The 25,464-nt window shown below is 74.2% G+C and carries 16 protein-coding genes; 11 read left to right on the top strand and 5 right to left on the bottom strand.

All coding sequences use genetic code 11. The annotated features are described in order from the left end of the window. Window positions 1–34 precede the first annotated feature (34 nt). The 8 genes from ABUL08_RS15155 (at window position 35) to ABUL08_RS15120 (ending at window position 13,002) form a co-directional block, all read left to right on the top strand. A complete protein-coding gene (locus tag ABUL08_RS15155) occupies window positions 35–442 on the top strand; it encodes a YbaB/EbfC family nucleoid-associated protein (RefSeq protein WP_350930561.1) in 408 nt (135 codons plus the stop codon). Beyond that, window positions 435–806: a hypothetical protein gene (locus ABUL08_RS15150; protein ID WP_350930560.1), complete on the top strand. Its 372-nt coding sequence runs from the start codon at window positions 435–437 to the stop codon at window positions 804–806. Before ABUL08_RS15155 ends, ABUL08_RS15150 begins: the two co-directional genes overlap by 8 nt. Window positions 807–857: 51 nt before the next feature. Then, window positions 858–8,876: a WXG100-like domain-containing protein gene (locus tag ABUL08_RS15145; protein ID WP_350930559.1), complete on the top strand. Its 8,019-nt coding sequence runs from the start codon at window positions 858–860 to the stop codon at window positions 8,874–8,876. Beyond that, a complete protein-coding gene (locus tag ABUL08_RS15140; RefSeq protein ID WP_350930558.1) occupies window positions 8,876–9,205 on the top strand; it encodes a hypothetical protein in 330 nt (109 codons plus the stop codon). The genes ABUL08_RS15145 and ABUL08_RS15140 overlap by 1 nt, the downstream gene beginning before the upstream one ends. A 404-nt stretch (window positions 9,206–9,609) precedes the next feature. Then, complete coding sequence (locus ABUL08_RS15135; RefSeq protein ID WP_350930557.1) at window positions 9,610–9,939, top strand: hypothetical protein; 330 nt, start codon at window positions 9,610–9,612, stop codon at window positions 9,937–9,939. Between the two features lie 239 nt (window positions 9,940–10,178). Further along, window positions 10,179–11,186, top strand: coding sequence for a hypothetical protein (locus ABUL08_RS15130; RefSeq protein ID WP_350930556.1), 1,008 nt, complete (start codon window positions 10,179–10,181; stop codon window positions 11,184–11,186). Then, window positions 11,183–12,154 (top strand): SMI1/KNR4 family protein, encoded by a 972-nt coding sequence (locus tag ABUL08_RS15125; protein WP_350930555.1) that lies wholly within the window; start codon window positions 11,183–11,185, stop codon window positions 12,152–12,154. Before ABUL08_RS15130 ends, ABUL08_RS15125 begins: the two co-directional genes overlap by 4 nt. Continuing rightward, complete coding sequence (locus ABUL08_RS15120; protein WP_350930554.1) at window positions 12,151–13,002, top strand: SseB family protein; 852 nt, start codon at window positions 12,151–12,153, stop codon at window positions 13,000–13,002. Before ABUL08_RS15125 ends, ABUL08_RS15120 begins: the two co-directional genes overlap by 4 nt. Here ABUL08_RS15120 and ABUL08_RS15115 read toward each other — a convergent pair. Beyond that, window positions 12,962–13,819 (bottom strand): hypothetical protein, encoded by an 858-nt coding sequence (locus ABUL08_RS15115; protein WP_350930553.1) that lies wholly within the window; start codon window positions 13,817–13,819, stop codon window positions 12,962–12,964. The genes ABUL08_RS15120 and ABUL08_RS15115 overlap by 41 nt on opposite strands. A gap of 91 nt (window positions 13,820–13,910) precedes the next feature. Between ABUL08_RS15115 and ABUL08_RS15110 the strand changes: the two genes are divergently transcribed. Beyond that, complete coding sequence (locus ABUL08_RS15110; RefSeq protein ID WP_350930552.1) at window positions 13,911–14,438, top strand: hypothetical protein; 528 nt, start codon at window positions 13,911–13,913, stop codon at window positions 14,436–14,438. Between the two features lie 37 nt (window positions 14,439–14,475). Beyond that, window positions 14,476–15,705, top strand: coding sequence for a S8 family serine peptidase (locus ABUL08_RS15105; RefSeq protein WP_350938636.1), 1,230 nt, complete (start codon window positions 14,476–14,478; stop codon window positions 15,703–15,705). A 9-nt stretch (window positions 15,706–15,714) separates the two neighbouring features. On the opposite strand, the gene eccB is transcribed toward ABUL08_RS15105, so the two are convergent. Then, complete coding sequence (eccB, locus tag ABUL08_RS15100) at window positions 15,715–17,091, bottom strand: type VII secretion protein EccB (protein ID WP_350930551.1); 1,377 nt, start codon at window positions 17,089–17,091, stop codon at window positions 15,715–15,717. A gap of 6 nt (window positions 17,092–17,097) precedes the next feature. After that, window positions 17,098–18,474 (bottom strand): type VII secretion integral membrane protein EccD, encoded by a 1,377-nt coding sequence (eccD, locus tag ABUL08_RS15095; RefSeq protein ID WP_350930550.1) that lies wholly within the window; start codon window positions 18,472–18,474, stop codon window positions 17,098–17,100. 214 nt (window positions 18,475–18,688) lie between these two features. Between eccD and eccCa the strand changes: the two genes are divergently transcribed. Then, window positions 18,689–22,651 (top strand): type VII secretion protein EccCa, encoded by a 3,963-nt coding sequence (eccCa, locus tag ABUL08_RS15090; protein ID WP_350930549.1) that lies wholly within the window; start codon window positions 18,689–18,691, stop codon window positions 22,649–22,651. A gap of 93 nt (window positions 22,652–22,744) precedes the next feature. Here eccCa and ABUL08_RS15085 read toward each other — a convergent pair whose 3' ends face one another. Then, a complete protein-coding gene (locus tag ABUL08_RS15085; RefSeq protein ID WP_350930548.1) occupies window positions 22,745–24,097 on the bottom strand; it encodes a hypothetical protein in 1,353 nt (450 codons plus the stop codon). Next, window positions 24,094–25,458 carry a type VII secretion protein EccE gene (locus tag ABUL08_RS15080; RefSeq protein WP_350930546.1) on the bottom strand — a complete coding sequence of 455 codons (1,365 nt, stop codon included), beginning with the start codon at window positions 25,456–25,458 and terminating at the stop codon, window positions 24,094–24,096. The genes ABUL08_RS15085 and ABUL08_RS15080 overlap by 4 nt, the downstream gene beginning before the upstream one ends. Between the last annotated feature and the right edge of the window lie 6 nt (window positions 25,459–25,464).

The following is a 25,464-nucleotide window of genomic DNA, read 5'->3' as shown; positions in this document are numbered from 1 at the left end:
GGTCGGGTGGACCATCGGGGATCGAGGCGGGGGAATGGCGGACGTACCGGGGCGCCCGGACTGGGGCGTGCTGCGCGGCATGATGAGTGACCTGCAGAAGGCCACCCGGGAGCTGCCCAGGTTGCAGCAGCGCATGCTCTCGGTGACCGGCACCGCCTGGTCGCCGGACGGCATGATCAAGGCCGTGGTCGGTCCGCGGGGTCATCTGATCGAGCTCGACATCGACCCGCGCGTGCTGCGGCAGCCCAACTCGAAGGCGCTCTCGGCGAGCATCCTGCGGACCGTACGGGCCGCGGTGGAGGAGGCGGGGCGGCAGAGCAGCGAGCTGCTCGGCGAGACCCTCCCCGGTGACCTGCGCGGGCTCGCCGCCAACGACATGCAGAACTTCGTCGGCAGCCACGACGCCGACGTGCGGACGCGGAACAGGGACGGCGATGAGTAACTACATCGAGATCACGTCGACGCCGGGCGAGATCATCAGCATCGCCAACGGCATTCGCAGCAAGGGCACCGAGCTGACGGCGAAGCTCCAGGGCATCAAGTCGGCCATCGACGAGCACGAGGGGCGGGCCGACACCTTCCCGTCGGACCAGTTCACCGACCCGTTCGTCAAGGACAACTACCACGTGGCCGTGCCGGCCGCCGACGACGACAAGACCGTCCCCGCCAACGAGGCGGTGAAGGAGAGCGCCGTCTACTGCGGCACCAAGCTCACCGCGATCGGCGACTTCGTCGCCACGGCGATGATCAACTACGACGCCACCGACCAGCAGGGTGGCGCCGACATCGCCAACACGCCCACCTGACCGCGGTGGTGGACGGCGCGACCGGTGACCTGACCGGTACGGGGGCTCGCGGTGAGTGATGACCACGAGGTGATGACGTCCATCCTCGACTGGTTCGCCGACATCGAGGAGTGGATTCCCGGGGCCCGCAGCATGGTCGGTGAGCTGCTGCTCGGGCCGATCCCGCTGGCCAGCGCCAACAACGCCTACGACCTCGCCGACCAGTGGGGCGACCTGGCGCAGGCGTTGAACGACGCCTACACCGACGTCATGCAGATGGCCAACCCGATCCTGGAGAGCTGGTCGGGCGACGGCGCCGCGCAGACCTTCGTGGAGCAGTGGTTCGCCTATCTCGAAGGGTTGCGCCAGACCGCCGAGAGCGCCGCGCAGATGCAGCGCGGCGTGCAGAACTTCGGGCTCGAGGTCGAGCTGATGAAGTTCATGGCGGCGCTGAACCTCATCATGCTCGCGGTCTCGATCTTCATGCTCATCGCCGCCGCCATCCCGACCGGTGGTGGGTCCCTGGGCGCCGCGCCCGGGCTCTTCGCCGCCACCCGGCTCGCGCTCACCCAGGCCGCCGAGAAGACCGTCGGCAAGATCGCCTCCATCGCGATGCGCATCGTGATGCGCAGCCTCACCCGCCTCTTCGGCAAGCTGCCCGCCGCGGTCGCCCGTCGGGTGCTCCCCGCCGCCGTCCGTACCGTCGTGCCGCAGATCGCCCGGATCGTCGCCGGTCGGGTCGTCGCGGCCGGGACCAGGGTGATGACGGAGACGGTGCTCGGCCGCGCGGCCCGCACGGTCGCCGCGCGCGGCATCTCGAAGGCGGTCGCCAACCGGATGGCCGGGCAGGCGCTGCGCGGGCTGGCCGCCCGGGAGATCAACGGTACGCTGCGCAACCAGGCCGTCCGCGAGGTGCAGCGGCAGCTCGCCAAGGAGATCCGCCAGCAACTGCTGCGCAAGTGGGCCGGCAAGGAGGCCCGCGAGGTCGGCGAGAACGCCCTCGCGAAGATCGCCGCCCGGGAGGTCGCCGAGTCGACCCTGGGCCGGGAGTTCGCCGGGTACGTCGGCACCCGCGTCGCGTTCGGCGCGGGCTTCATGGGCGGCGGCAACCTGCTCGGCCAGTTCGGCCAGATCCTCTCCGGCAACCGCACCGAGGGCGTCGACTGGGCGCAGGTCAAGGACGGGGTCGTCCAGGGCGCGGCCTTCGGCGCGGGCATGTTCGGCGGCCCGCTGGGCCACACGATCGGCGGTGCCGCGGCCGGCGGCGGCCTGGCCCTCGGTCAGGAGGTCTACGACCGGATCCAGGACCCGCACAACAAGATCGACTGGGGCCTCGTCGGACACAGCGCCGTGCAGGGCGGCGCGGCCGGTGCCATCTTCGGCACGCAGACCGTCCTGGAGCAGGCCAGGTTCAGTCTGCCGCACACCCGGATCGAGGGCCTGCGGATCGGTGCCGACGTGCACGTGCTGCCCGGCCACGACGGCGGCTTCAACGTCCTGGCCACCCGGGCGAACAACCACGAGGGGCTGCTGCTCACCAGCGACGGTTACGTCGCCTTCCAGGGCCGGGACGGCGTGGCCCACCTGCCGGAGGGGCTCGCGGAACGGCCCGACATCGCCGGAGTCCGCGACGAGCACTTCAGCAAACTCGACGTCGACCCGAAGGCCCGGGACGCCGCCGCGTCGCTCACGGGCGGCGTCCGGACCGACACGCCGGCCGGTACCCGGGCGGAGGCCGGCAGCGGCACACCGGCCCGTGCCGGTGACGGTGGAGGCGGCGGAGGCGGTGGCCCGCGGCAGAACGCGTCGGGTGGCGGCACGAGCACGCGTACCGGCGAGCCGGTCCGGTCGGCCGAGCCGACCCCCCGCACCATCGAGCGGGTACGCGTGCCCGGCGGCGACGGCGCGCCGACCGTCGACCGCACCGGACCGGTCGACCGGGGCGGGACGCCCGAGGTCACCGGCGACCGGGCCCCGGCCGACGGCACCGCTCCCACCGGGCGCGACGGCGGCTCGTCCGACGGCGGAGGTGATCCGCCCGGCACGGCAACGCGGGGCGACACCGACGCGTCGCCGTCGAGCCGCACCTCGGCCGACACCTCGGCGACGGATCGCCCCGCCGGTGACGCGCTGCCGAGCCAGCGCACGACCGAACCGATACCCGCCGATCACGCGCCGACCGATCGCGCGCCGACCGACGGCGTACCTACCGACCGTCCCCCGACCGACCGTGTACCTACCGATCGCGCGCCCGCCGACCGTGTACCTACCGATCGCGCGCCCGCCGACCGTGTACCTACCGATCGCGCGCCCGCCGACCGCGTACCTACCGATCGTGCGCCCGGCGACCGGTTGCCGGCCGACCGAGTGCCGGGGGAGCGGACGCCGGGTGGAGAGGCGCGGAGCGCGCCGGACGGGCCCCGGCCCGGTGGGGACCGGACGGTTGCCGGCGGCGACCGGGTGGGCCCCCGCGACGGCGTGGCCCCCGGCGGCGAGCGCACCACGCCCGGCGGCAGCCGGGTCGGTGCGGAGCGTGCGCCGGTGGGCGGGGAGCGGGCGCCGACGGGCGCCGAAGCACCACGCGGTGGGGAACGGCCTGGCCGGGACGGTGTCGACCCGGCGCCGGCGCACGCCCGCGACGGCCAGCCGGTCGACGGCACGGCCCGCACCGGGGGCGAGGGCCGGAGCCCGCGCGCTGCCGACCCCACACGCGACCCGGCTACGACCCCGACCGACCGGGGCCCCGCCCGTCCCGAGCAGCACGCGCAGACGCGGGACACCGTGCCGGCTGCACGGGACGGCGGCCCGCCGCCCGACGGCCCGCCGCACGACCCGACCACGGCTCACCCGGAACGGCACCACCCGGTCGACGAGCCGGTGATGCGCAGCGCCGGCGCGGAGGTCGGCGAGCCGCCGACGCCGGAGTCGATCCGGCAGGGCACCGTGCGGATGGAGCTGCACCCGGACTTCCCGCAGATGGTGAAGTTCCTCGAGGAGCACGGGTTCCGGTTGGTGGAGCACCCCAGGGGGCCGAACGTGGTGCTCCGACACGTCTACTCCGCCGACCGCACGCACGTGGTACGGCAGGAGCGCGAGGTTCGGTACCGCGAGGGCATGCGCTTCCTCGATCTCGAACACGAGATCGACCACGTGAACCAGTTGAAGGACCGGTTCAACTGGGAGATCGGCACCGAGGCCGTCCGGGAGCTGCCCAACGGCAACTTCGGCAAGATGAACGGGCCGCCGGGACTCCTCTCGCAGCGACACGACACGATCGTCGAGTACCACGTGCGCGTCGAGGAGGCGATCCGCCTCATCGAGCGGGGCGTGGACTCCGCAGTAATCCGCGATCACCTGGCGGGCGTCAAGAAGCACGAGGAGCTGATGGATCGGGCGCTCCGCTCCGGAGGCCCGAAGCTGGAGGCGTGGCGGGACAGGTACTTCTCCGACCTCGGCGAGTCGAAGAGCCGACTGGACGAGCTGCGTACCGAGTTCGAGAGCGGAGCGGCCCGGCCGGAGGGGGTCGCCGGCCGACCTGAGGCAACCGGCCACGACGGCGACGGGCCCCGGATGGCCAAGAACTCCCGCGTCGACGACCACCCCCGGGGACGGCACAGCGACGATGGCAATTCTGGTCGACTTTCAGAAGACCCGGGAAACCGGGACACAGGTGGAGTACCGCTTCGGACATCCGGAGATGGACCGCCTCCTGGTGATCGAGAAATCCACTCTGGAGGGCACTCCCTCGGACGGGACGGCGGACCGCACGTACGCGGCGGCGTTCACGAAGATCCTGCGGCTGCGGCGCGAGCGGGAGAGCTGGCCGGCGGGCGGGACGTACGCGGCGTAGACCCGGCCCGGCTGGTCTCCGTCGACGGGCCGCTTCCCGAGCGGCCGGTGGCCGCGCCCCGGGACGTCGCGGCCGTGCTCGACCGGGAGGTGACCGACCTCGTACGCGGACGGGACGCCGGCCCGGCCGACCAGCCGCACCGTGCCGACTGGGACCCGCAGACGCGGACCCTGCGCGTGCGCTACGGCGACGGCGTGGAGGTCGACGTCGTGGTGCAGGTGAACGAGTCGGTGCCGCCGGGCCGGTCGGTGGTGGTCCGCCCGCCGATGGAGGCCGTCGAGGGGGGCGGCTGGCGGCAGACCGAACCGGCCGGGGTGGTGCTCTCGTCGCACCTGCCCGCCGACCCGGTGGCCCGCGCCCCGCACGTCGAGGAGTCGCTGCGCGAGGCGTGGCGGACCCTGCACGACGAGGTGGGTGAGCAGCTCCGGCTGCCCGACCCGTCCGACGGTGCCCCGCCACCGCACGACGCCGGCCCGCCCGGTGACGGCCCGCCCCCGGTGGCCGAGCGCCCCGCGCCGGATGCGCTGCGCGTGCTGGAGGAGCCGGTCTCGCCGGAGGTCCCGGTACGCGACGCGGACGTGGTGGGCCGGCACCCGGTCACCCCCGCTGACCCGCCCTCGCCCGCCCCGCTCACCCCGGAGAGCGTGCGGCAGTCGGTCACCGGCCGGGGTGGCCCCGAACAGCTGGGCCGCTGGGCCGGCGAGCACCTGGTCGACCGGGCGGAGAACGGCCGGGTGCAGCCGAAGCCGGCCGAGGAGATCGCGGCGGTGGTGGACCGGCTCGCCGACGAGGCGGCCGACCTGGTCGGCCCGGCGCCGGAGCGCACCCCCGTCGACCAGGTGCGGCACAACGCCAGCCCGATCGCGGAGACCGACTTCGTGCCGGACGGCCGTCCCTGGAACCAGCCCGACGTGTCGCTGGGCGAGCTGCACCGGGCCGCGCACGGCACGCTGCCGACGGACTTCGCCGACGCCGGGGTGGTCGCGGTCCACTCCGAGGGCCCGTACGTCAAGGTGACGCTCGCCGACGGCGGTGAGCGGCACTTCGTGCCCCAGGTGGCGGGCGGGATGCGGGACCTCGCCGAGACGATCGTCCGTGCCGGTACCCCCGACGACCCGCACCTGGTCTACGTGAACCACCGGGTGGCGGCGGGCCAGCTGCCCCGGGTGTGGGTGCACGAGATCACCGAGACCCTCGCCATGCAGCACGCGGCGCAGACCCGGCCCGAGCCGCACGGGCTGCTCCGCCGGGCCATGACGGCGCTCGGGCGGATCTTCGGCGGTGGGGAGGCGGCCCGCCCCGAGGCGACGCCCCGGGTGGAGCCGCACGTGGCGGCCCGGCTCAACGAGCGGGTGCACCTCCAGCGGCTGCACGACTGGGCCGGCGGCCGCCCCGAGGAGCAGGCCCGGCTGCGCCGGGAGATCAGCGGCGTCGACCGGGACCTGGCCGCGCTGGGGCACCGGGTCGACCCACCCGAGGTGTACCGGCGGGTCCAGGACTGGGGTCTGCCCGACACCTCCCACCTGACCGGTGTGATCGGTGGCCGGCACGACGGGACACCGAATCCCGGGTCGGCCTGGCACGGCACCCCGCGCGACCCGGTGCCGTCGCAGCGCGCACCGCACGACCTGGCCCCGCCCGGCCGTCCGTCGCACGATCCGGCCCCGCCCTGGACGGTGTCGCACGACGTCGCCCCGCCGCGGACGGTCGGGCACGACGCCGCTCCGCCGTGGGCGGTGTCCCGTGACGGTGCCCCGCCGTGGGCGGCCCGGCACGACCTGGCGCCGTCCCACTCCGCGCCCCACGATCCGGGTCCGTCGCATCCGGCGCCGCACGACCCGGGTACGTCCCACCTGACACCCCACGACCCGGACCCGGGGTTTCCGGCGCCGCACGACGCGACCCCGCCGGAGCCCAGCCACGACGGGCACTGGACGGACAAGCCGTGGGAGCGGGAGGGCCGGCGACCCTCCTTCGACGAGCTCATCCCGGTCACGAACGCCGAGGCCGCCAAGTGGGCCGGCGAGGTCAAGGCCGAGTTCGGCCGGCAGATCGAGGGCCGCGAGTTCGGCGACGGCTTCCGGGTCCGGTTCGACGAGGACAATCACCCGATCAGCGTCTACCGCAACGAGGTGGTGCTGCGGCTCAAGGTGTACGACGCGGACGGTGGCCTCGCCGGCCGGACGGTACGGGTCTTCGCCCGGGAGCACGACGGCAGCCTGTACGTCACGCACAGCTCGATCAAGCTGTCCGACGGCGCCCAGGGGCGCGGCTTCTCCGACGGGTGGAACGGCTTCCTGGAGGGCTGGTACCGCGAGTCCGGCGTCCACCACATCGAGGTGCACGCCGTCGACCGGGGCGCGTACGCCTGGGCGCGGGCGGGCTACGAGTGGGCGCCGAACACGGAACACCGCGCGAACGAGGTGCTGGGCAAGCTGCGGACCGGTGTCCGGCAGATCGACGAACACCTCGACCAGCTCGCCCGCTGGCAGCGGGGCGAGGCGGAGCTGGACGTCGCGCCGCTGCTGGAGCGGTACGGCGTCGACCATCCGGACCAGCTGCCCGAGCGGATGCGGCACGAGCGGGACGCCGGTCAGCACATCCTCGACCGGGCCGCCCGACACCGCTTCGGCTCGCCGGACTATCCGCAGCCGCAGGAGATCAGCCGCGCCGGAGCGGACGGCCGCAGTGGCCGTGACCAGACGTGGGTGGGCAAGGAGGCCCTGCTCGGCAGCGACTGGAAGGGCGTCAAGCCGGTCAGCGACGGCGGGGTGGTCAACCCCCATCCCCGCGTCGAGTCGACCGACGGACGGCCGATCACGGCCGCCGCCGTACCGGACGGCGAGTTCCACGGGTACGCCCGGGAACTGCCGGAGCCTGAGGCCGTGCGGGACCTCGCCCGGTCCGCGCTGGCCGACGCGCCGCCGGTCCGCGTCGAACGGGTGGACCTCGACGTGGTGCCGGCCGACAGCCTGCCCGACGGTGCCGTCGCGCGCTCGGTGCCGGTGGACGGCGCCGGGCACACCCTGCCCGACGGGCACCTGCCGCCGCCCGACGGCGGCTACCGGATCGAGGTCTCCGACCGGGCCGGCGACCTCGCGGTGCCCCGGGCGGTCCGGCACGAGGTGGCGGAGCTGAACGCGATCGGCGAGCGGGCCCGCGCCGGGCTGGACCTGGACGCGCCGGACGTGCTGCGCCCCGGCGACGTGCCGGACGGGCCGTTGCCGACCCGGGGCGACCTGAGCCCGCACGACCTCGGTCGACTCGCGGAGCGGGACTACCTGCACGAGCTGGCCCGTGACCCGGAGCACGCCGCGCACGCCCGGTCCGAACTGGACGCGCTGGACCGGCACCTCGGCCTGCACCCCGACGACCCGGGCGCGGCGGCGCGCCGTCATGTCGTCGAGGATCACGCGGCCGCCCGGGACGAGGTCGGGACGGGGCACACGGACCGGACTGCCGCCGACGACGGTGGCGACCGGACCACCGGGTCCGACCACGGTGACGAGCCGATCACCCAGGAAACCGGTCACCTCAGCTACGACGACGTCAGCGACCTGTTGCCGGCCGATGACTCCGGTTACCGGGTAACCCCGGCCGACTGCGAATACCTGGGCATCTCCCCGGAGGCGGTCGCCGACTGGCACGCGCGGAGGGCTCCGCTGGGCATGACCCCCGAGCAGTTCGGCGAGTTCCGCACGTCGCTGGAAGAGGCGCTGCGGTTGGACGGCATCGATCCCCGAGCCGTGGACCTTCGGCTCCAGGGATCCTCCGCGCACTTCTTCTCCGGCGCCCACAAGGAACTCCCCAAGCTGGAGGACATCCCCGACGCCGAGGCGCAGCGGAGATACCAGGAATGGCGCGGCGACGAGTCGGAGCATCCATTGCGCCGTCCGTTCGACTCCATGTACAGGCTGGGTCTGGACGAGGAGCCGAGCGACTATGACGTCCAGGTCTCGTCGGACGCGGTGGCGACCAAGGCCGACGAAGTGCGGCAGGCCACTGGTGGGGCCGATGGACCGCTGTACCACCCGAAATATGGATTCGTGGTGAAGAGATTCGTGGAAGGGAGCATGCCTCACCTGCTCGAGTGGGCAGAGCGGCAGACCCAGGTCCTGGGGCGGGAAGTCGTACCAGCCGTGTTCTCGTCTACCGGGCCACCCGATCACAGTGCGTCAGGTAAGGTTTCCGCTCATTTCCGGGACAGTGACTGGCTGCTCAATCCGAGAAGAGAGAGCTGATGTTCAAGTCGGAAGTCGTCGTGCGGTTCAGCGGAGAGGTGGACCAGGATCGCCTGAACGCTCTGCGGTCGGTGTTGAGTCTGGAGCGCACTGGTCGATTGGGCGATGACTGGGATGAGATCCTCGGCCGGCGAAGGGACGACGTGCCCGGCGGCCGGTTGCTGATCCTGCTTGTGCGCGAAGATGTCAATGGTCCGTGGGAGTGGAAGGTTCAGGTCAGTTCGGAGGATGGTGTGGAAGTCTCCTCGTTCCAGCAATGGGAGAACGAGGTGAGGTCGGGCATCGAATCCGTCGGTCTGCAGGTCACGGACGTCTGGCGGCGGACCTGACGCTCCAGCGTCGACGCGGCGCTGCGGGGGCCGGCCTGACATGGATCGCCCGGCCGGCGGGGTTGGCGGGTGTGTTCGGCGGCCTCGCGCTACCTGGACCGACTACCCGAGCAGGGACGCGACGACCACCTGCGGACCGTGGAGTGGGTGGTGGCGGAGTTTGCTGCGCGCGGTGACCGGCCCGTCAGACCGGAACCCTCGCCTGATCGTACGGTGTCGCGCACCGGCACCGGCCTCGCGAGTTCGGTGACTCGTTCCGGATCGAGCGTCGGCGCCCCAGCGGCTGCCGTTCCCCCGCAGGTGCACGGGCAGTTGGCGCAGGCGCGGCGCTGCTGGCCGCATCGCAGCGCTGGAAGACTCTGCGCCATCCGGCGGGGACGAGATGAAGGCGGGACAGGGAGCCGATGTTCAAGGCGCAAGTCATCGTGCGGTTCGCCGGCGAGATGGACCAGGATCGTCTGAACGCTCTGCGGTCGGCGTTGAGTCTGCAGCGCACTGGTCGATTGACTGACGACTGGGATCAGATCCTCGGCGAGCGAAGTGACGACGTGCCGGGCGGCCGGTTGATGATCCTGCTGATCCGCGACGATTCCGATGGTCCGTGGAAGTGGGAGGTGCAGGTCAGTTCGGAGGACGGTGCAGAAGTCTCCTCGTTCCAGCACCTGGAGGACGAGATGAGGTCGGGCATTGAATCCGTCGGTCTGCAGGTCACGGGCATCTGGCGTCGGACCTGACGATCCAGCATCACGAGCCGCCTCGGATCCGGTCCGTATAGTCCCCCGGCCGTCGGCCGGCATGGCCTTCCGCCGATGGTCCCGCCTCGAACGACCCGGGTACGGACGGACCGGTTCGACGGTTCGCGATACGGTCGCCACCGGAGTCACCGGCGGAGGATCGGCGCCGCACGGGGGGAGAGGAGTGGGCCGGCATGGCCTTTGACATGCATCCGGGACGGGCGCGCAGGCAGATGTCGATGGACCGTGCCCAGCGGGCCTGGCAGGAGCGGCACGGCATCACCAACGGGGACTGGGAGGAGGACCATCACCCGGACCGCCCGGGTCAGCCGACGGCCGAGCAGCTGGCGGAGCTGGAGCGCGAGTTCCGAGTGATCAACGGCCAGGATCCGGAGACCGGGGAAGACCTCGAGCGCCCGCGACCGCGGCACGACCCGAGCCACCTGCCGGCGCGGACCCACCACGAGGCGCACCTGCACCTGGACCTCACGCCGTGCCCGTGCGGCGGCGGGGGCAGCGAGATCAGCAGCGTCGCGGTGGACCTCGACGACGACGAGATCGGCCGGCGCTACACCCAGACCTGCACCGCCTGCGGCGCCTCCCGGCAGGTCGTCTACCGGCTGCCGTCCGTCCCGTACGTGCCGGCCGGACCGCTGGGGTTCGGCTACGGCGACGGGCCGTCCCGGCTGATCGACGCCGCGCAGTGGCTCTGGGTCGCCGACCGGTACGCCGCGCTGGTGCCGCCCGGCGCGCGGGACCTGCCCCCGCCGGAGCGGGACCGGGCCCGGGGCCGACTGATCGCCGCGACCGCGGCCCTGGACGAGGTGCTCAAGTTCGTGCCGCCGGGCGCCTCCGGGGTGCCCGAGGAGGCGGTCTGGACGCCGATGGGGCGGGCGCTGCGGGAGCGGGACGGCGCGCGGCTGGACGCCGGCCGGATCTCCGCCGTGCGCGCGGCGTACCTCGAAATCCTCACCGACCTGGCGGGCCGCGACGAGCTGACCGGGCACAGCCTCGGCGACCCGGCGGCGGCCCTGGCGGCGTACCGCGAGATCGAGGCGGCGCTCCGGGCGGACCAGGGCCGGTGGTACCGGCTGGAGTCGGCGACGCGGCAGTGGGCCCGTCGGCACCGGATCGACGACCGGGACTGGACCGAGGACGGCTGGTCCGGTGACGACCGCCGTCGCCCGTCGGCCGAGCAGGCCTGGGAGATGGTGCGCGAGGCCCGGCAGATCGCGGGCCGGCCGTGAGGGAGCGGATCGCCGGCGCGCGCTACGCCTTCCGTACCGCCCATCCGGCCGCGCCCATGCTGCGGGTGCGGTACCGGCACGGCGTACCGGTGGATCCGTGGGGTTTCCCGGACTGGACGCCCTACGCGCGCCTCATGGTGGCGTTGCCCCCGGTCATCCCCGACCTCACCGTCGACGAGGCGCGGGTGGTCGACGTGTGCGCCGCCGAGTTGGTCGCCCGCGGCACCGACGACCCGCTCTGGGTCGGCAGCGTCGGCACCCCGACCGGCTGGACCTGGGCGCACGTCGCGCAGACCCGGCACCTGGCGCTCGTCCCGGCCGAGCTGCACGCGAGCTTCCGCCACCTCGGCGGCGTCAGCGTCGGCGCGCCGCGCGCGTCGGGGCGCGGGCTCACCGCCCGCGCCGGCACGGCGCCGCGCATCCTGGTCACCGAGCGCCTCTCCGACGCCGCGCTGGCCCGGGCCGACGACCACTTCGGCGTACGCCTGCCGGCCGCCTACCGCGACTTCCTCGGCCGGACGAACGGGGGAGCGCCGGCGCAGCCCGCCGTGCACCCGGGCTTCGGCTTCGTGCTGGACCAACCGCTGTTCGGGTTCCGCGACGACCGCGCCCAGGACCTGGGTTACGTCAACGCCTGGTTCGGTGACCGGCTGACCGCCGACTGGCTGGCCATCGGCCACCTCCAGGGTGGACTGCTCACGCTCCGGCTGCGCGGCACGGACGCGGGCGCGGTCGGCTTCCTCGACGACGACGATCCGCGGGACCGGGACACCTTCGCCGCCGAGGAGGTCTGCGCGCGGCTGATGCGGCGGGTGGCGGACGACTTCGCCTCGTTCTGGACGGCACTGCGTCCCGTACCGTCGGAGCTCGCGGAACTGGCGGCGAACGTGGCGGCCGGCGCGGAGCTTGCCGCGCCGGACGGCTGCGGGGCGTTGCTGCCCCGCTCGCACCGGAGGGACACCGCGTGAGGGACTGGCAACCCGCCAACGACGTGGAGCAGGCGATGCTGCTGGCGGCCGGGGAGGACGACCGGCAGGCGTACTTCCAGCTGGTCGCCGTGGCGGACCTGTTCCTGCCGCAGATCGCCGGCGACGACCCGGCCGGGCAGCGCTTCCTCACCGTGCACGCGTTCGACGAGGTCTTCCTGCCGGTGTTCACCTCGGTGCCGGCGCTGGCGGCCCAGTTCGGCGGGGCGGTCAACGGCTACACCGTCACCAACTACGCCGAGCTGCGGCGCAAGTGGCCGGACCCGCAGTGGCGACTGGCGGTCAACCCCGGTACGCCGGTGGACGCGTACCTGTCGATCGAAGCCGTCGAGGAGGCCGCGGTCGGCGACGTGACGGTGCCGACGCTGGCCGAGCTGGCGACCGCCGCGGAGGAGGACGAGCAGGCCGAGGCGGAGCTGCGGGCGGTGCAGGCGGCGGGGAACTATCCCGACGACCCGGCGGCGGCGCTGCTGGCCGCCGCCCGGGCCGGCGACGCGTACGGCTATCTGGAGCGCCTGCTCGACGCCGTCGTGCTGATCCCCACCACCAGGCCGGTCGAGGCGGAGCAGATCCTCGAACCCGGCTTTCCGTGGCTGCCCGGCCCGGGGCAGGTGATCGAGGTCTTCACCACCGCCGAGGCGTTGGCGCGCAGCCACCCCGAGCCGCCGCCGACGGTCGAGGTGGCGCTGCCGTTCGCGCTGGCGGTCTGGCCCAGCGGTCACGGTCTGTCGGTCAACCCCGGCGGCGCCGACGGCATCGAGGTCGGCGCCGACGAGGTGTTGTTCCTGCTCACGCTGACGCCTTCAGCTTCACCTCCCGGCTCTGCGTGATCTGGTCGGCCGGCGGGGCCGTGACGGTCACCGGGGTGCCGAACTGGTCCAGCGTGAACGACGTCCGGATCTCCCACTCGTCCTGCGGGTGCGTGAAACCGTCGTCGCTGCCCCTGCCGTCGTCCACGTAGAGCACGCTCGTCTCCACCTCGAGCTTGCGCAGCCGGCCGGCGTCGTCGATCCAGACGGAGAAGAGCGGCGGGACCACCCGGTTGAAGACCAGGTCGAGCGAGGTCCGGAAGGGCGGCGGGCAGAAGACGTCGCTGCCGGGGGTGCAGCGGAACTGGTACTCGTGGGGTGCGCCCTTGAGGTCGGGCAGCTTGTCGGTCTCGCCGTTGGCGGCGATCCCCTCGCTGACGTCGTCGAGGAACCGCTGCCAGATCATGAGGTCGGCGACCCCCGTGTCGGGGTCGGAGAACCCGCTGCCCCAGTCGGCCAGCGTGTGGCTGTCGAACCAGGGGCGGCCGTCCTCGGCCACGATGCTGGGCGACGTGTAGTAGGTGTCGTCGTCCAGGTGCACCCCCTTGGCCTGCAGGGTGGGGTGACCGGTGGCCGCGATCTGCGCGTAGGTGGTCTCCCAGGACGGCCGGTCGCCGAACTTCACCAGGCTGGTGCCCTGGAGCGTCACCTTCCGGCCACCCAGTTGGGGCTTCATCTCCGACGTGAAGGCGACGCGGGCCGTCCCGGCCTCCTTCAGCCGTCTGCCCGTGTCGGTGAGCCGCGCCGCGACCTGCTCGCGGCTCTCCGGCTTCCACGCCGTGCTCACCGCGACGACCGCGGCGCCGACGAGCACGAGGAGCGCGACGAGCGCACCCACGACGATCCTTTTCCGCATGACATCCCTCGGGGTCGGCAGTAAGCGACGGACAGGTTACCGCGCGCCGAAGTGGAGCCAATATCATCGGGACGTGCTGCCCGCGCCCCGCACCCGTGACGAAGCCCACCTCTACCTCGACCTGCACGGCTGTCCACAGTGCACCAGCCCCGAGGTCTCCTGGTCGGAGTCCCTGGTCGACCGGGACGGCGTGCTCGCCCGGCGCTACCACGGCGACTGCGCCCAGTGCGGGCTGCCGCGGGAGTTCGTCTTCGCCCTGCCGGACCGGCCGACGCCGCCGCGCCCCGGCGCGGCCGTCACCTTCGGGGCGGCCGACGACACCTCGGTGCTCCTCGACGCCGGGCAGTGGGTGGAGATCGCCGACATGATGGCGCTCGCGGCCGGCCTGCCGGACGTCGCCGAGGAGGAGGCCGGGCACTGGCGGGCTGTCGCCGTCGCCTGCCTCGACGAGGCGCTGAAGTTCCTGCCCGCAGGCGACGGGACGCCGCCCGACACGGCGTTCTGGAGCGACGCCGGCCGCCGGCTGCGCGACCGGGCCCCGGAACGCTTCCAGCGGGCGGACCTGGTGGCCCGACGGGCCACCCTGGCCGGTCACCGCTAGGCCGCGCCCACCCGAATATCATCGGGCCGTGCTGTCGATGACTCGCCGCGTGGCCGCCGTGCTGGTCTGTGTCCTGTCCGGCGTGCTGTTGCCCGCGCCGGCCCCGGCGGCCCCCGGCGGGAACTGCGCCGAGCCGGGCCAGATCGGTGCCGCACCGCCCTGGCCACGGGCGATGCTCACCCCCGACGCGGTGTGGCCGTTCACCCGGGGCGGCGGTGCGGTCGTCGCGGTGCTCTCCACCGGCGTCGACGCCGACCAGCCGCAACTGCGCGGGCACGTCCTGCCCGGCTTCGACGCCGTCACCGGCCGGGGCCGTGCGGACACCGACTGCGCCGGCACCGGCACCCAGGTCGCCGGGGTGATCGCCGCGCAGCCCGCCGACGACAGCCCGGCCGTGGGGCTGGCCCCGGGCACACGGATCCAACCGGTCCGGGTCGTGCCGGACGACACCGCCGGCACCCCCGTCGCCGACCCGGCAGCACTGGCCCGCGGCATCGCCTGGGCGGTCACGAAGAAGGTCCAGGTGATCGTCGTCGCCACCCCCGTCGACCGGGATACCCGAGCGCTGCGGGCCGCCGTGGCCGACGCCGTGAGCGGGGGCATCGTGCTGGTCTCCGCCACCGGCACCGCCCGCCGTACCGACGCCGACCGCGACCGCAGGCCCTATCCGGCGGCGTACGACGGGGTGCTCGGGGTGGGGGCGGTGGACGCCGAGGGGCAGCTCTGGGCCGACTCGCCGGCCGGCGACTTCGTCGACCTCGTCGCACCCGGGGTGGGCGTGCCGACGCTGCAACGGGGGCGCGGGCTGGCGCTGGTCGACGGCACCGCCGTGGCCGCCGGATTCGTGGGCGCCTCGGCCGCCCTGGTGAGCGCCGGGCGCGGCGACCTGGTCGGGCCGGAGATCGCCCGGGCACTGGTCGCCACGGCCAGCCCCGCCCCGCTGGACGAGGCGTACGGCGCCGGGGTGGTCAACCCGTACGCCGCCCTCACCAACCGGGTCGTGACGCCGAGCGCCCGACCGTTGCCCCGGGTCGCCGGTGGTTCCCTGGCGCAGAGCGGGACGGAACGCCGCCGCCGCGACCTGGCGCTCGGCGGCGCGCTGCTGGCGGTGATCGCCGTGGTCGGTGTCCTGGTGCTGAGCGCGGCGGCCCGCCGGCGGCGCTGGCGACCGGCGCTTCCCCCGGCGCTGGCCGTCCCCGACGAGCCGGTCGAACCCGGTCCACCGGTGATGCTGCTGGAGGAGCCGGCCGGAGCCCGCCCGAACTGACGGCCGGCGTCACCCGGTCCGGGGCAGTCCCGCCACCGGGTTGGCCGCGGCGGCGGGATCCAGCGTCACCCCGGCGGGCATCAGGCCGACCAGGGCGGTGGGCACGTCGACCGCCGCGGCGGCCGGATAGCCCAGCATGCCGAGCGCGTCCGCGTTCGGCACCGCGTAGCGGATGCCGAGGTCGGTCACCACGACGTAGCCGCCCGAACCGGGCACCCGGACCAGTTCGAACCGGCCGGCCGGGACCAGGACCGCGTCCGCGAGCGCCCGCCCGTTCGGGTCGGTCGCCGCCGTGGGGACCGCCCCGGCCAGCGCGGTCGCGGCAGCTCCCACCGAGACCGTCGGCGGTCCGGCGGCGGTCCGGGTGACCGCGCAGACCGTCTCCCCGGGATTCGTCCCGGCCAGCGCGGGCGGTACGGCGGGCGGCTGGGTCGCGGAGTCGTCCCCGCCCGCCGGGCCGCTGACCGGGAGCTGGGTGGCGATGTTGACGGTGACCGGGATCGGCGTGCCCGGGAAGCGGGCGTTGAGCACGGTCTGCTGGAGCTTGGTGATCGGCCGGAGGCCGTCCTTGAGGACCAGGTAGTACTGGTCACCACTGCCCGTCGCGGTGATCAGCACGTCGCCGTTTCGGCGGCCGGGCACCTTGTCCGACAGCTTGTCCCGGTCGGCGACCGGGACGGCGGCGATGTCCACACCGGACGGCAGCGCGTTGAGCCACGCGGTGCCCACCGGCGTGCTCCGGACCACGCCGAACAGGGCGGGCACGGTCGTCCGGGAATCCTGGAGGAGGTGCTTGCGGCCGTGCCAGACCAGGTAGTCCATGCCGAGCGCGGCGTCCTTGACGAGCAGCCCCCGGTCGCCGAGCCCGGTGCCGGCCGGGCCACCGGACGCGACCAGCAGCACCGACCTCGGCCGGTCACCGGGGACCGCGCACACCGTCCACGGCAGACCGGCCTTCCGCCCGACGTCGGGCAGGGAGGTGGGCGCGCCCGGGATGCCGATGGTCACCCCGCGCGGCACCCCGGCCAGGGACTTCGCCGCGACCTGGAAGACCTGCGGGTTCGGCCGGCCGGCGGCGAGCTTCGCGGAGGCGAAGTTGAGCGTCGGGTTCAGCCGGCCGCCCCGGTAGACGAAGCTGGCGCCCGTCTCCCGCTCCACGACCACCGATCCCTCGGCCTTCCACCGGTCGGTGCCGACGCGGGTCAGGATGCCGTAGATGCCGAAGCCGGCACAGATCAGCACCGCCACCATCAGACCGCCGAAGAGCGCGCCCACGCCGCGCCGCAGCGGCGACTGCGCCGGGTCGGTCTCGCGCATCACGAACGCCGAGATGACCCGCTGGTTCATGAACTGGTAGGAGTGCAGCTGATCGCGACGGGACGCCATTCCCGGTCACCCGCCGATCGAGGCGAACAGCCCCTGGATCGACCGGAAGACGCCGATCACCGCGCAGGCCAGCGGGATCAGCGACATGATGGCCAGCACGTCGAGGATGTCCGCCGCCCGACCCAGATAGGGCGAGGGCGACCGGCGGCTGAACACGATCGCGGTGGGCAACGCGATCCCGGCGACGAGCACCGCGCCGGCCAGCAGCAGCAGACCGGGGGTGGCGCCGCCGCCGGCGTACGCGCCACCGAGGGCGAGCACGGCCAGCCCGACCAGCCCCGCGACCAGCAGCGGCACCCGCTGCTGCGGCGTCGGCAGCAGCCGGGCCCGCAGCAGCAGCGCGGCCACCGCGGCCACCACCAGCAGTACGCCGGCCAGGCTCACCCGGCGCACCGTCAGGAAGCCGATCGCCAGCACGCTGCAGATCGCGGCGGAGAGCAGCAGACCGGTCAGCACCTCGTTGGCGCGCACCACGGCGGCGAAGACGTCGGTACGGCGCGGCATCGGCTTGTCCTTGAGCAGCTCCTCGGCCCGGTTCGGCAGATCCGGGAACGGCAGCCGGCCGATCCAGCTCGCCACCACCGGATAGGCCGGCAGCAGCCCGATGGCGGCGGTCAGCGCCACCGCCGCGGCGCCGGTGGCGGAGATGCCGGCCAGGCAGAGCAGCGCGCTGAGCAGACCGGTGAGCGCGGCGGCCACCCCGGCGACGAAGAGCCGGGGCAGCCCGGCGACGCCGACGTGCCCGAGGACGCTGAGCACCAGCAGGGTGGCGCTGCCCAGCAGCAGGCCGGACGCGCCGATGCCGAGGACACCCGCGTCGGCCGGGGTCAGCAGCCAGGCCCCGCCGAGGAACGCGTACGGCAGGCCGGCGGCGGCGACCACCCCACCGGCGTTCGCGTCGCTGAACGCCCGGGACAGCAGCACCCCGCCGAAGGTCAGCGCGAGCGCGACGCCGAGGGCGATCACCGCGGGCGTCGACCAGGGCGGTCCCGAGACGGCCAGCCCGGCCAGCCCGATGAGCAGCGCCGCGGCGGTGACGGCCAGCCCGGCGCGGCGGGTCGCGACCGCACCCCAGGACTGCCCGGCCCGGCGGGCGCCGCTCGCGATCACCTCGACGACATCGTCGTACGCCAGCTCGGGCCAGTCCTCCCGCGCCGGGTTGAGGTGCAGCAGCTCGCCGTCGCGGACGCCCTGCGCGGCCAGGTTGCGGTGCGGTTCGAGGGCGGCGCCGGTGGCCCGACGCAGCACCCAGCCGCCGTTGCGCTCGCTGGTCTCGCCCAGTGCCCCGTCGGCGTGCCGCAGCAGGTGCGGCAGCAGTTCGGCCACGAGCATGTTGTCCGGAAGGGCGATGTCCATCCGCCGCTGCGGCGCATCGACGGTCACCCGGGCCAGGCTTGGGCCAACCGGTGAGGTCACGCGGTCACCTCTTTGTAGGACGCCGATGTTCGCCCGACAACCTAGCAGGCCCGCTCCGCAGCGGTGGGGGCCGCATTCGGCGTCTCCGAAGGGGATTCGACCGGGCGGACGTGCGGCAGATCGCGCCGGGCGTCGATGGCTAGGATGAGCACCGATCCGTCGCTTATGGGGAGAGCTCAGCGTGACAGTCACGATCGTCAAGCGCCCTCCTCGCCGTCCGGCGCCGACCATGCCGTCCGGCGAGCTGCTGCTCGACCCGCCGCCCGAGGTGCCACCGGCCGGTGGCAAGGGCTGGACCCGGATGCTGATGGTGCTGCCGATGGGCGCGGGTGCCGCGGCGATGGGCCTGATGATGGGCGTCCAGCGCGGTGGCCCGCTGACCTACGTGGCCGGCGGCATGTACGGCGTCTCCATCCTCGGCATGATCGCCATGATGGTCACCAACACCACCGGCCCGGGCAAGCGCGAGATGATCGAGTCCCGCCGGCAGTACCTGCGCCACCTCTCCCAGCTGCGCGCCCAGGTCCGCAACACGATCCGGCAGCAGCGCGAGGCGATGTACTACCGCAACCCGGACCCGGAGACGCTCTGGACCCTGGTGGACAGCGGACGGCTCTGGGAGCGCCGGCGCGGCGACGCCGACTTCACCGTCGTCCGGGTGGCCGTCGGGGCGCAGGAGGTCGCCACCCGCCTCGTACCGCCGCAGACCCGGCCGGTCGACGAGCTGGAACCGCTCTGCGCGATGGCGCTGCGCAAGTTCGTCAACACGTACTCGGTGGTGCCGGACCTGCCGGTGGCGGTGGCCCTGCGCGACTTCTCGCGGATCTATCTGCGCGGCGGCGACGACGCGGCGCGCGACCTGGCGCGGGCGCTGGTCGCCCAGATCGCCGTCTTCCATGCCCCCGACGACATGCTCATCGGCGTCTGCGTGCCAGACCACCACCGCTCCCGCTGGGAGTGGGCCAAGTGGCTGCCGCACGTGCAGCACCCCGACAAGACCGACGCGGTCGGACCGGTCCGGCTGGTCGCGCCCGGCGTGGCCGCGCTCGAGGCGATGCTCGACGACGTGCTGGTCAACCGGCCCCGCTTCGACCCGGGCGGCCCCGCGCCGGCCGGACCGCACGTCCTGGTCGTCATCGACGGCGGCTCGGTCGCCGGCTCCGACCACCTGATGACCGAGGGCGGGGTCGCCGGGGTGACCATCCTCGACCTGTCGGTGCCGCCGCCCCGCCTGCTCGACGACAGCTCCGTCATCCTCGACGTCGCCGCCGACGGCACCGTCACCGGCACCACCATGGACGGCAGCACCACCGTCGGGCGGGCCGACGGGCTGGACCTGGCCTGCGCCGAGGTGCTCGCCCGCGAGCTGGCCCCGCTGCGGATGTCCGCCGCGTCGCACGGCGAGCAGAACGCCGTGCTGCACGACCTCGGCCTCACCGAGCTGCTCGAACAGGACGACCCCTACCAGCTCGACCTGGACGAGCTGTGGGCGAGCCGGCCCAACCGGGACCGGCTGCGGGTGCCGATCGGGGTGGGGCTCGACGGCCGCCCTATCGAGCTGGACCTGAAGGAGTCGGCGCAGGACGGCATGGGCCCGCACGGCCTGCTCGTCGGCGCGACCGGCTCCGGCAAGTCGGAGCTGCTGCGGACGCTGGTGCTGGCGCTGGCGGTCACGCACAGCCCCGAGATCCTCAACTTCGTGCTGGTCGACTTCAAGGGCGGCGCGACCTTCGCCTCGCTGGACCGGCTGCCGCACACCAGCGCGATGATCACCAACCTGGAGGACGAGCTGGCCCTGGTCGACCGGATGCTCGGTGCGATCCAGGGCGAGCTGACCCGCCGGCAGGAGCTGCTGCGCAAGGCCGGCAACTACGCCTCGCAGCGCGACTACGAGCGGGCCCGCTCGGCCGGTGTGCCGCTCGCCCCGCTGCCCAGCCTCCTGTTCATCGTCGACGAGTTCTCCGAACTGCTCAGCCACCGGCCCGACTTCATCGACATGTTCGTCCAGATCGGACGGGTCGGCCGGTCCCTCGGCATCCACCTGCTGCTCGCCTCGCAGAAGCTGGAGGAGGGGCGGCTGCGCGGACTGGAGTCGCACCTGTCGTACCGGATCGGTCTGCGGACCTTCTCGTCGATGGAGAGCCGGGCGGTGCTCGGCGCGCCCGACGCGTACGAGCTGCCCCGGTCACCGGGGCACGGCTACCTGCGTACCGGCACCGAGGGGCTGGTCCGGCTGAAGGCCGCGTACGTCTCCGGCGCGGTCCGCCAGGACCGGGCGCTGGCCGCCTCCGGCGTCCGGCTCGGTGACCCGATCCGCGACTTCACCACGTTCTACGTCGCCCCGCTGCGCGACGAGCAGCCCGTCGAGGACCCGGACGCCGAGCGGGCGGCCGAGGACACCAAGGTGGTGGGGGACACCCTGCTGGAGGTCCTGGTCCGGCAGATGGAGGGGCGCGGGCCGGCCGCGCACGAGGTGTGGCTGCCGCCGCTGGAGCAGGCGCCCACCCTGGGCCAGATGCTGCCGTCGGTGGTCACCCTGCCCGACCGGGGCCTGACCGTCGACGCGGCCGACCGGTACGGCTCGCTGCACGCCCTCTGCGGCGTCGTCGACAAGCCGTTCGAGCAGCGGCACGACCCGATGTGGCTGGACCTCTCCGGCGCGGCCGGCAACGTGGTCGTGGTGGGCGCCACCCAGTCCGGCAAGTCGAACCTGCTGCGCACCCTGATCACCAGCCTGGCGCTCACCCACACCCCGCGGGAGGTGCAGTTCTACTGCCTCGACTTCGGCGGCGGGCCGTTGAGCGCGCTGGCCGACCTGCCGCACGTGGGCGGGGTGGCGACCCGCCGCGACGTCGACCGGGTCCGGCGTACGGTCGCCGAGCTGCACGGGCTGCTGCGGTCCCGGGAGGAGCTCTTCGCCCGGCAGAACATCGAGGGCGCGGCCGCGTACCGGCGGGCCCGGGCGCAGGGCCGGTTCGCCGAGGAGCCGTTCGGCGACGTGTTCCTGATGATCGACGGCTGGTCGACGATGCGGACCGAGTTCGAGGACCTCGAACCGACCATCAACGAGCTGGCCAACCGGGGCCTGGGCTTCGGGATCCACGTCGTCGCCGCGGCGAACCGCTGGATGGACATCCGGGCGCAGATCCGCGACGTCTTCGGCACCCGGGTCGAACTGCGCCTCGGTGAGCCCGCCGACTCGGTGATCAACCGCCGGGAGGCGGTCAACGTGCCGGAGCAGGCTCCCGGCCGAGGGCTCACCCCCGACGGCCACCACTTCCTCGCCGCCCTGCCCCGGATCGACCGGGAGCAGCGCGTCGACGACCTCTCCGACGCCGTCGCCGAGTACGTCAAGCTCGCGAACGAGCACTGGACCGGCCCGCCCGCGCCGCGGGTGCGGCTGCTCCCCGCCGAGCTGCCGTACGAGGCCCTGCCGCCGGCGCGCGGCGGACTGGTCCCGATCGGCATCGCCGAGGCCGACCTGCAACCGGTCTGGCTGGACTTCGACGCCGAGCCGCACGCGCTGCTCTTCGGCGACATGGAGAGCGGCAAGAGTTCCTTCCTGCGCAGCCTGGCGCGCTCCATCGCGGCCAGCCACACGCCGGCCGAGGCGCGGCTGCTCCTGGTCGACCTACGCCGCAGCCTGCTCGGCTGCGTCGACCCGGCGCACACCATCGGGTACGGCACCTCGCACCAGGTGACCGCTGACCTGGTCGGTCAGGTCGCCGCGGCGATGCGGGAGCGGCTGCCCGGCCCGGATGTCACGCCCGAGATGCTCAACGCCCGCAGCTGGTGGAAGGGCCCGCAGCTCTACATCCTGGTCGACGACTACGACCTGGTGGCCGGTGCGGCGACGAACCCGCTGCTGCCGTTGCTGGAGTTCCTGCCGCAGGCCCGCGACATCGGCCTGCACCTGATCCTCACGCGGCGGATCGGTGGCGCCTCCCGGGCGATGTTCGATCCGGTGATCGGCCGGATCCGGGAGCTGGCCTCGCCGGGCATCATGATGTCGGGTCCGCGCGAGGAGGGTCCGCTCTTCGGCACGCTCAAGCCGCAGGTACTGCCGCCGGGCCGGGCCTGGATGGTCACCCGCAAGCACGGCAACCGCCTGGTCCAGCTCGCCTGGACCCCGCCCACCCGCTGACGCCCCGCCGAATGCCCCCACGTCGCCGACGTGGGGGCATTCCCTGTCACGCGCTGTCCCGACGTCTCCGCCGTGGCGTCGGCACCCCGGCCGTCAGCGGCGGGGGGTGCCGACCTGCTGCTGTTCGACGCCGGTCTCGGCGAGGAAGACGTACCGGTCCGTGCCGTCCTCGACCAGGGCGATCATGTCGTCGGCCATGAACTGGAGGAACTGGCTGCTGTGCGGGCGCAGCCGCAGCGCCGACGCGGCCAGGGTCGCCTCGGCGCTGCCGAGCCGTTGCAGCAGCGTGAACTGGGCGTCCTGCAGCGCCGCCACCCCGGCCCGGTCGAGCTGGCGCAGCATGGTGAGCTGGGTACGCCACGGGCCGAGCGGCGGCGCGGTGGCCGGGCCGGTGGTGCCGAAGTCGTAGAGGGTCAGCATCGGCCGCTGCGCCGTGCCGGCTCCGACCAGTCGCTGGTCGCTGCTGAGCACGGTGAGTCGGTTGTACTGCCCGGTGGCGCGTTCTCCGAAGCCGGCCCACGCGCGGGGCTCGTTGGTGACCACGGTGACCCGGGCACCCAGCGAGAACGCCCGGAAGATGAGCAGTTGCGCCACCCAGACGCCGCCGACCAGGGTGGCCCGTACCGGCTCGGGTGCGAAGAGCCGCAGGGGCACCGGCGCGTGCTGCCGGTCCCGCCCGATGATCAACCCGGCGCTGGCGGCCGGGGCGACCGCGACCCGGCTCAGCGCCGCCCGGGAGATGGAGTGCCAGCCGACGTGCAGCCGCGACATCCGACCCGAGGGGCCGGTCCGGGCCTCCGCCGCCCGCGCCGCGCCGTCGGCGGGCGGGCCGCCGTCCTGCGGCCCGTCGGCGCGGGAGTCGGCGGCGGCCAGGGCCGCCGACGTGGCCAACGGGGCAGCGGTCACGGCGGGCGCGGCCAGCCGGCGGGCCGACGTACCGGCGTCCTGGTCGCCCTCGCTGGTGGCCGTGACGACCGGCGCGGCGGCCCGGGCGACGATCGGCCCGGGCATCCCGGCGGCGGGGCGTCGGGCCAGCATCGGCGGTGGCGGCAGCGGCGCCGGCTGCGCAGCGCCCTGGGCCGCGCCGACCTGCGGTGCGACGCCGGCCTGGGGGACGGCGGCCCGCGCGGCGGCACCGGACTGGTAGACCCCGCCCGGCGGCGGCGCGGCGACGGCCGAATGTCCGCCACCCGGCGGCGGGGTCACGGTCCCCGACGGGTGTCCTTGGCCCATGCCCGGCTGCTGCTGCGCGCGGTAGACCTGCCCGGGGTGTACCTGCCCGGGCTGCTGCTGCCCCGGATACGGCTGTCCCGGATACGGCTGTCCCGGGTACGGCTGTCCCGGCGCGGTCGGCTGCTGCGCGGGTGCGGGAGGCTGCGGGGTCTCGTCCTCGGGCCGTCGGGCGGACGGCGGCCGCCAGGCCCCGTCGCGGTCCGGATACGTCATCCCGCTCCACCTCCCGTCGGCGCCGTCGCATAGGCGGCGGGCCCCTGCTCGCCGTCGAGCGGTTGCAGGTCGCCGCCGAGTCGCCGGACGCCCTCGGTCAGGGCCCGCTCCAGGGCGGCGAAGTCGTCATCGGGCCGGGCGGCCAGCCGGATCAGCGCGCGGACCGCCACGTCGTCGCCACCGGACGGGTCCAGCACCAGCGCCATGCTGGTCTGCGCGGCCGGGGTCGCGGCCACCCGGTCGAAGAGCGCCCCGATCGCCGCCGTCGAGGACGGCCAGGTCCGCAGCCAGAAGGTGCGGTGCAGCAACTGCGCCGAGTGCCACCGGCTCCACTCCTCGTGGACCGGCGAGCCGTCACCCGTGCCGCCGGGCTCCACGTCGCAGGACCGGGCCAGCGCGGCCACCAGGTCCTGGGTGTCCAGCACCCGGCAGGCGATGCCGAGCCGTCGCAGGCTGGTGGCGGTCCGGCGGCCCAGGCTGGCGACGAGGGACGCGGCGGCCTCGGCGTCGGCGTGGTGGTCGAGCAGGGCCTCGGCGAGGCTCCGGGCGTCGATCCGGACGGCCACCGACGACTCCCGGTGCGCGGGGACGGCGATCGGGCTGAGCGCGCTGGTGAGCTGCTGGTACGACGCGCCCGCCGGCGACGCCGAGGGCACGTCGAGGCTGGGCGCCGGCACGGTGTGGTTGACCAGTTGCAGCACCACACCCGGCTGCTCGGTGGCGGCCAGGACGCCCACCAGCGCGTCCAACGGCACCGGCGCGCCCTCGGCGTGCACCGGCGCGGTCGGCGTGAGCGCGACGACGCTGAACCAGCCCGCCTCGTCCCGGGCCACCCCGACGCGGGCCCCGTCGGGCGCGGAGACCTCGCGGACCGTCAGGCCCGGCGCGATCGTCCGTAGCGCGGCGAGGACCGGCTCGGTCGTGCGGTCGACGGCGGCGGCCCGTCGCCGGCGGTAGCGCCACGCGATCACCCGGTCCTCCAGCCACCACCGCTGACGTCGGCGGGCGAAGGCGAGCGTGACCAGCAGCAGCGCCACGGCGCCCGCGATCAGCCCCGGCACCGGGCCACGGGTGGCGGCGGCGACCGCGAGCACGACCGCGGCCTCGGCGACGAGGATCTGACCGGTGCTGAGCGAGCCGAGATGCCCCGGCCGGCGTACGGCCCGCACCCCGGCGTCGTCCGTCGTGGACGGAGCCGGGACGCCGGCGGTCCCCGGTGCGGGAGCACCGACCGGCGCGGCACCGAACTGCGGCGGCACGCCACCGGGCGACGGGTACGCCGGCGCGGCGGCCGGATGACCGCTGCTCACCGGGGCCGCCCTGCCGACGGGGTGCCGGGGGTAGCCCTCGCCGTCGTTCACCAGTCG

The sequence above is a fragment of the Micromonospora sp. CCTCC AA 2012012 genome (assembly GCF_040499845.1).
Classification (GTDB): Bacteria; Actinomycetota; Actinomycetes; order Mycobacteriales; family Micromonosporaceae; genus Micromonospora; species Micromonospora mangrovi.
The sequence above is the reverse complement of the archived record's forward strand: the minus strand, read 5'-3'. Positions and strand labels throughout refer to the sequence as shown.

Excerpts from the sequence above, each read along its gene's own strand:
- ABUL08_RS15155 (WP_350930561.1), top strand. The coding sequence starts at position 35 with ATGGCGGACGTACCGGGGCGCCCGGACTGGGGCGTGCTGCGCGGCATG.
- ABUL08_RS15150 (WP_350930560.1), top strand. The coding sequence starts at position 435 with ATGAGTAACTACATCGAGATCACGTCGACGCCGGGCGAGATCATCAGC.
- ABUL08_RS15140 (WP_350930558.1), top strand. The coding sequence starts at position 8,876 with ATGTTCAAGTCGGAAGTCGTCGTGCGGTTCAGCGGAGAGGTGGACCAG.
- ABUL08_RS15135 (WP_350930557.1), top strand. The coding sequence starts at position 9,610 with ATGTTCAAGGCGCAAGTCATCGTGCGGTTCGCCGGCGAGATGGACCAG.
- ABUL08_RS15130 (WP_350930556.1), top strand. The coding sequence starts at position 10,179 with ATGGACCGTGCCCAGCGGGCCTGGCAGGAGCGGCACGGCATCACCAAC.
- ABUL08_RS15105 (WP_350938636.1), top strand. The coding sequence starts at position 14,476 with ATGACTCGCCGCGTGGCCGCCGTGCTGGTCTGTGTCCTGTCCGGCGTG.
- eccB (WP_350930551.1), bottom strand. The coding sequence starts at position 17,091 with ATGGCGTCCCGTCGCGATCAGCTGCACTCCTACCAGTTCATGAACCAG.
- ABUL08_RS15085 (WP_350930548.1), bottom strand. The coding sequence starts at position 24,097 with ATGACGTATCCGGACCGCGACGGGGCCTGGCGGCCGCCGTCCGCCCGA.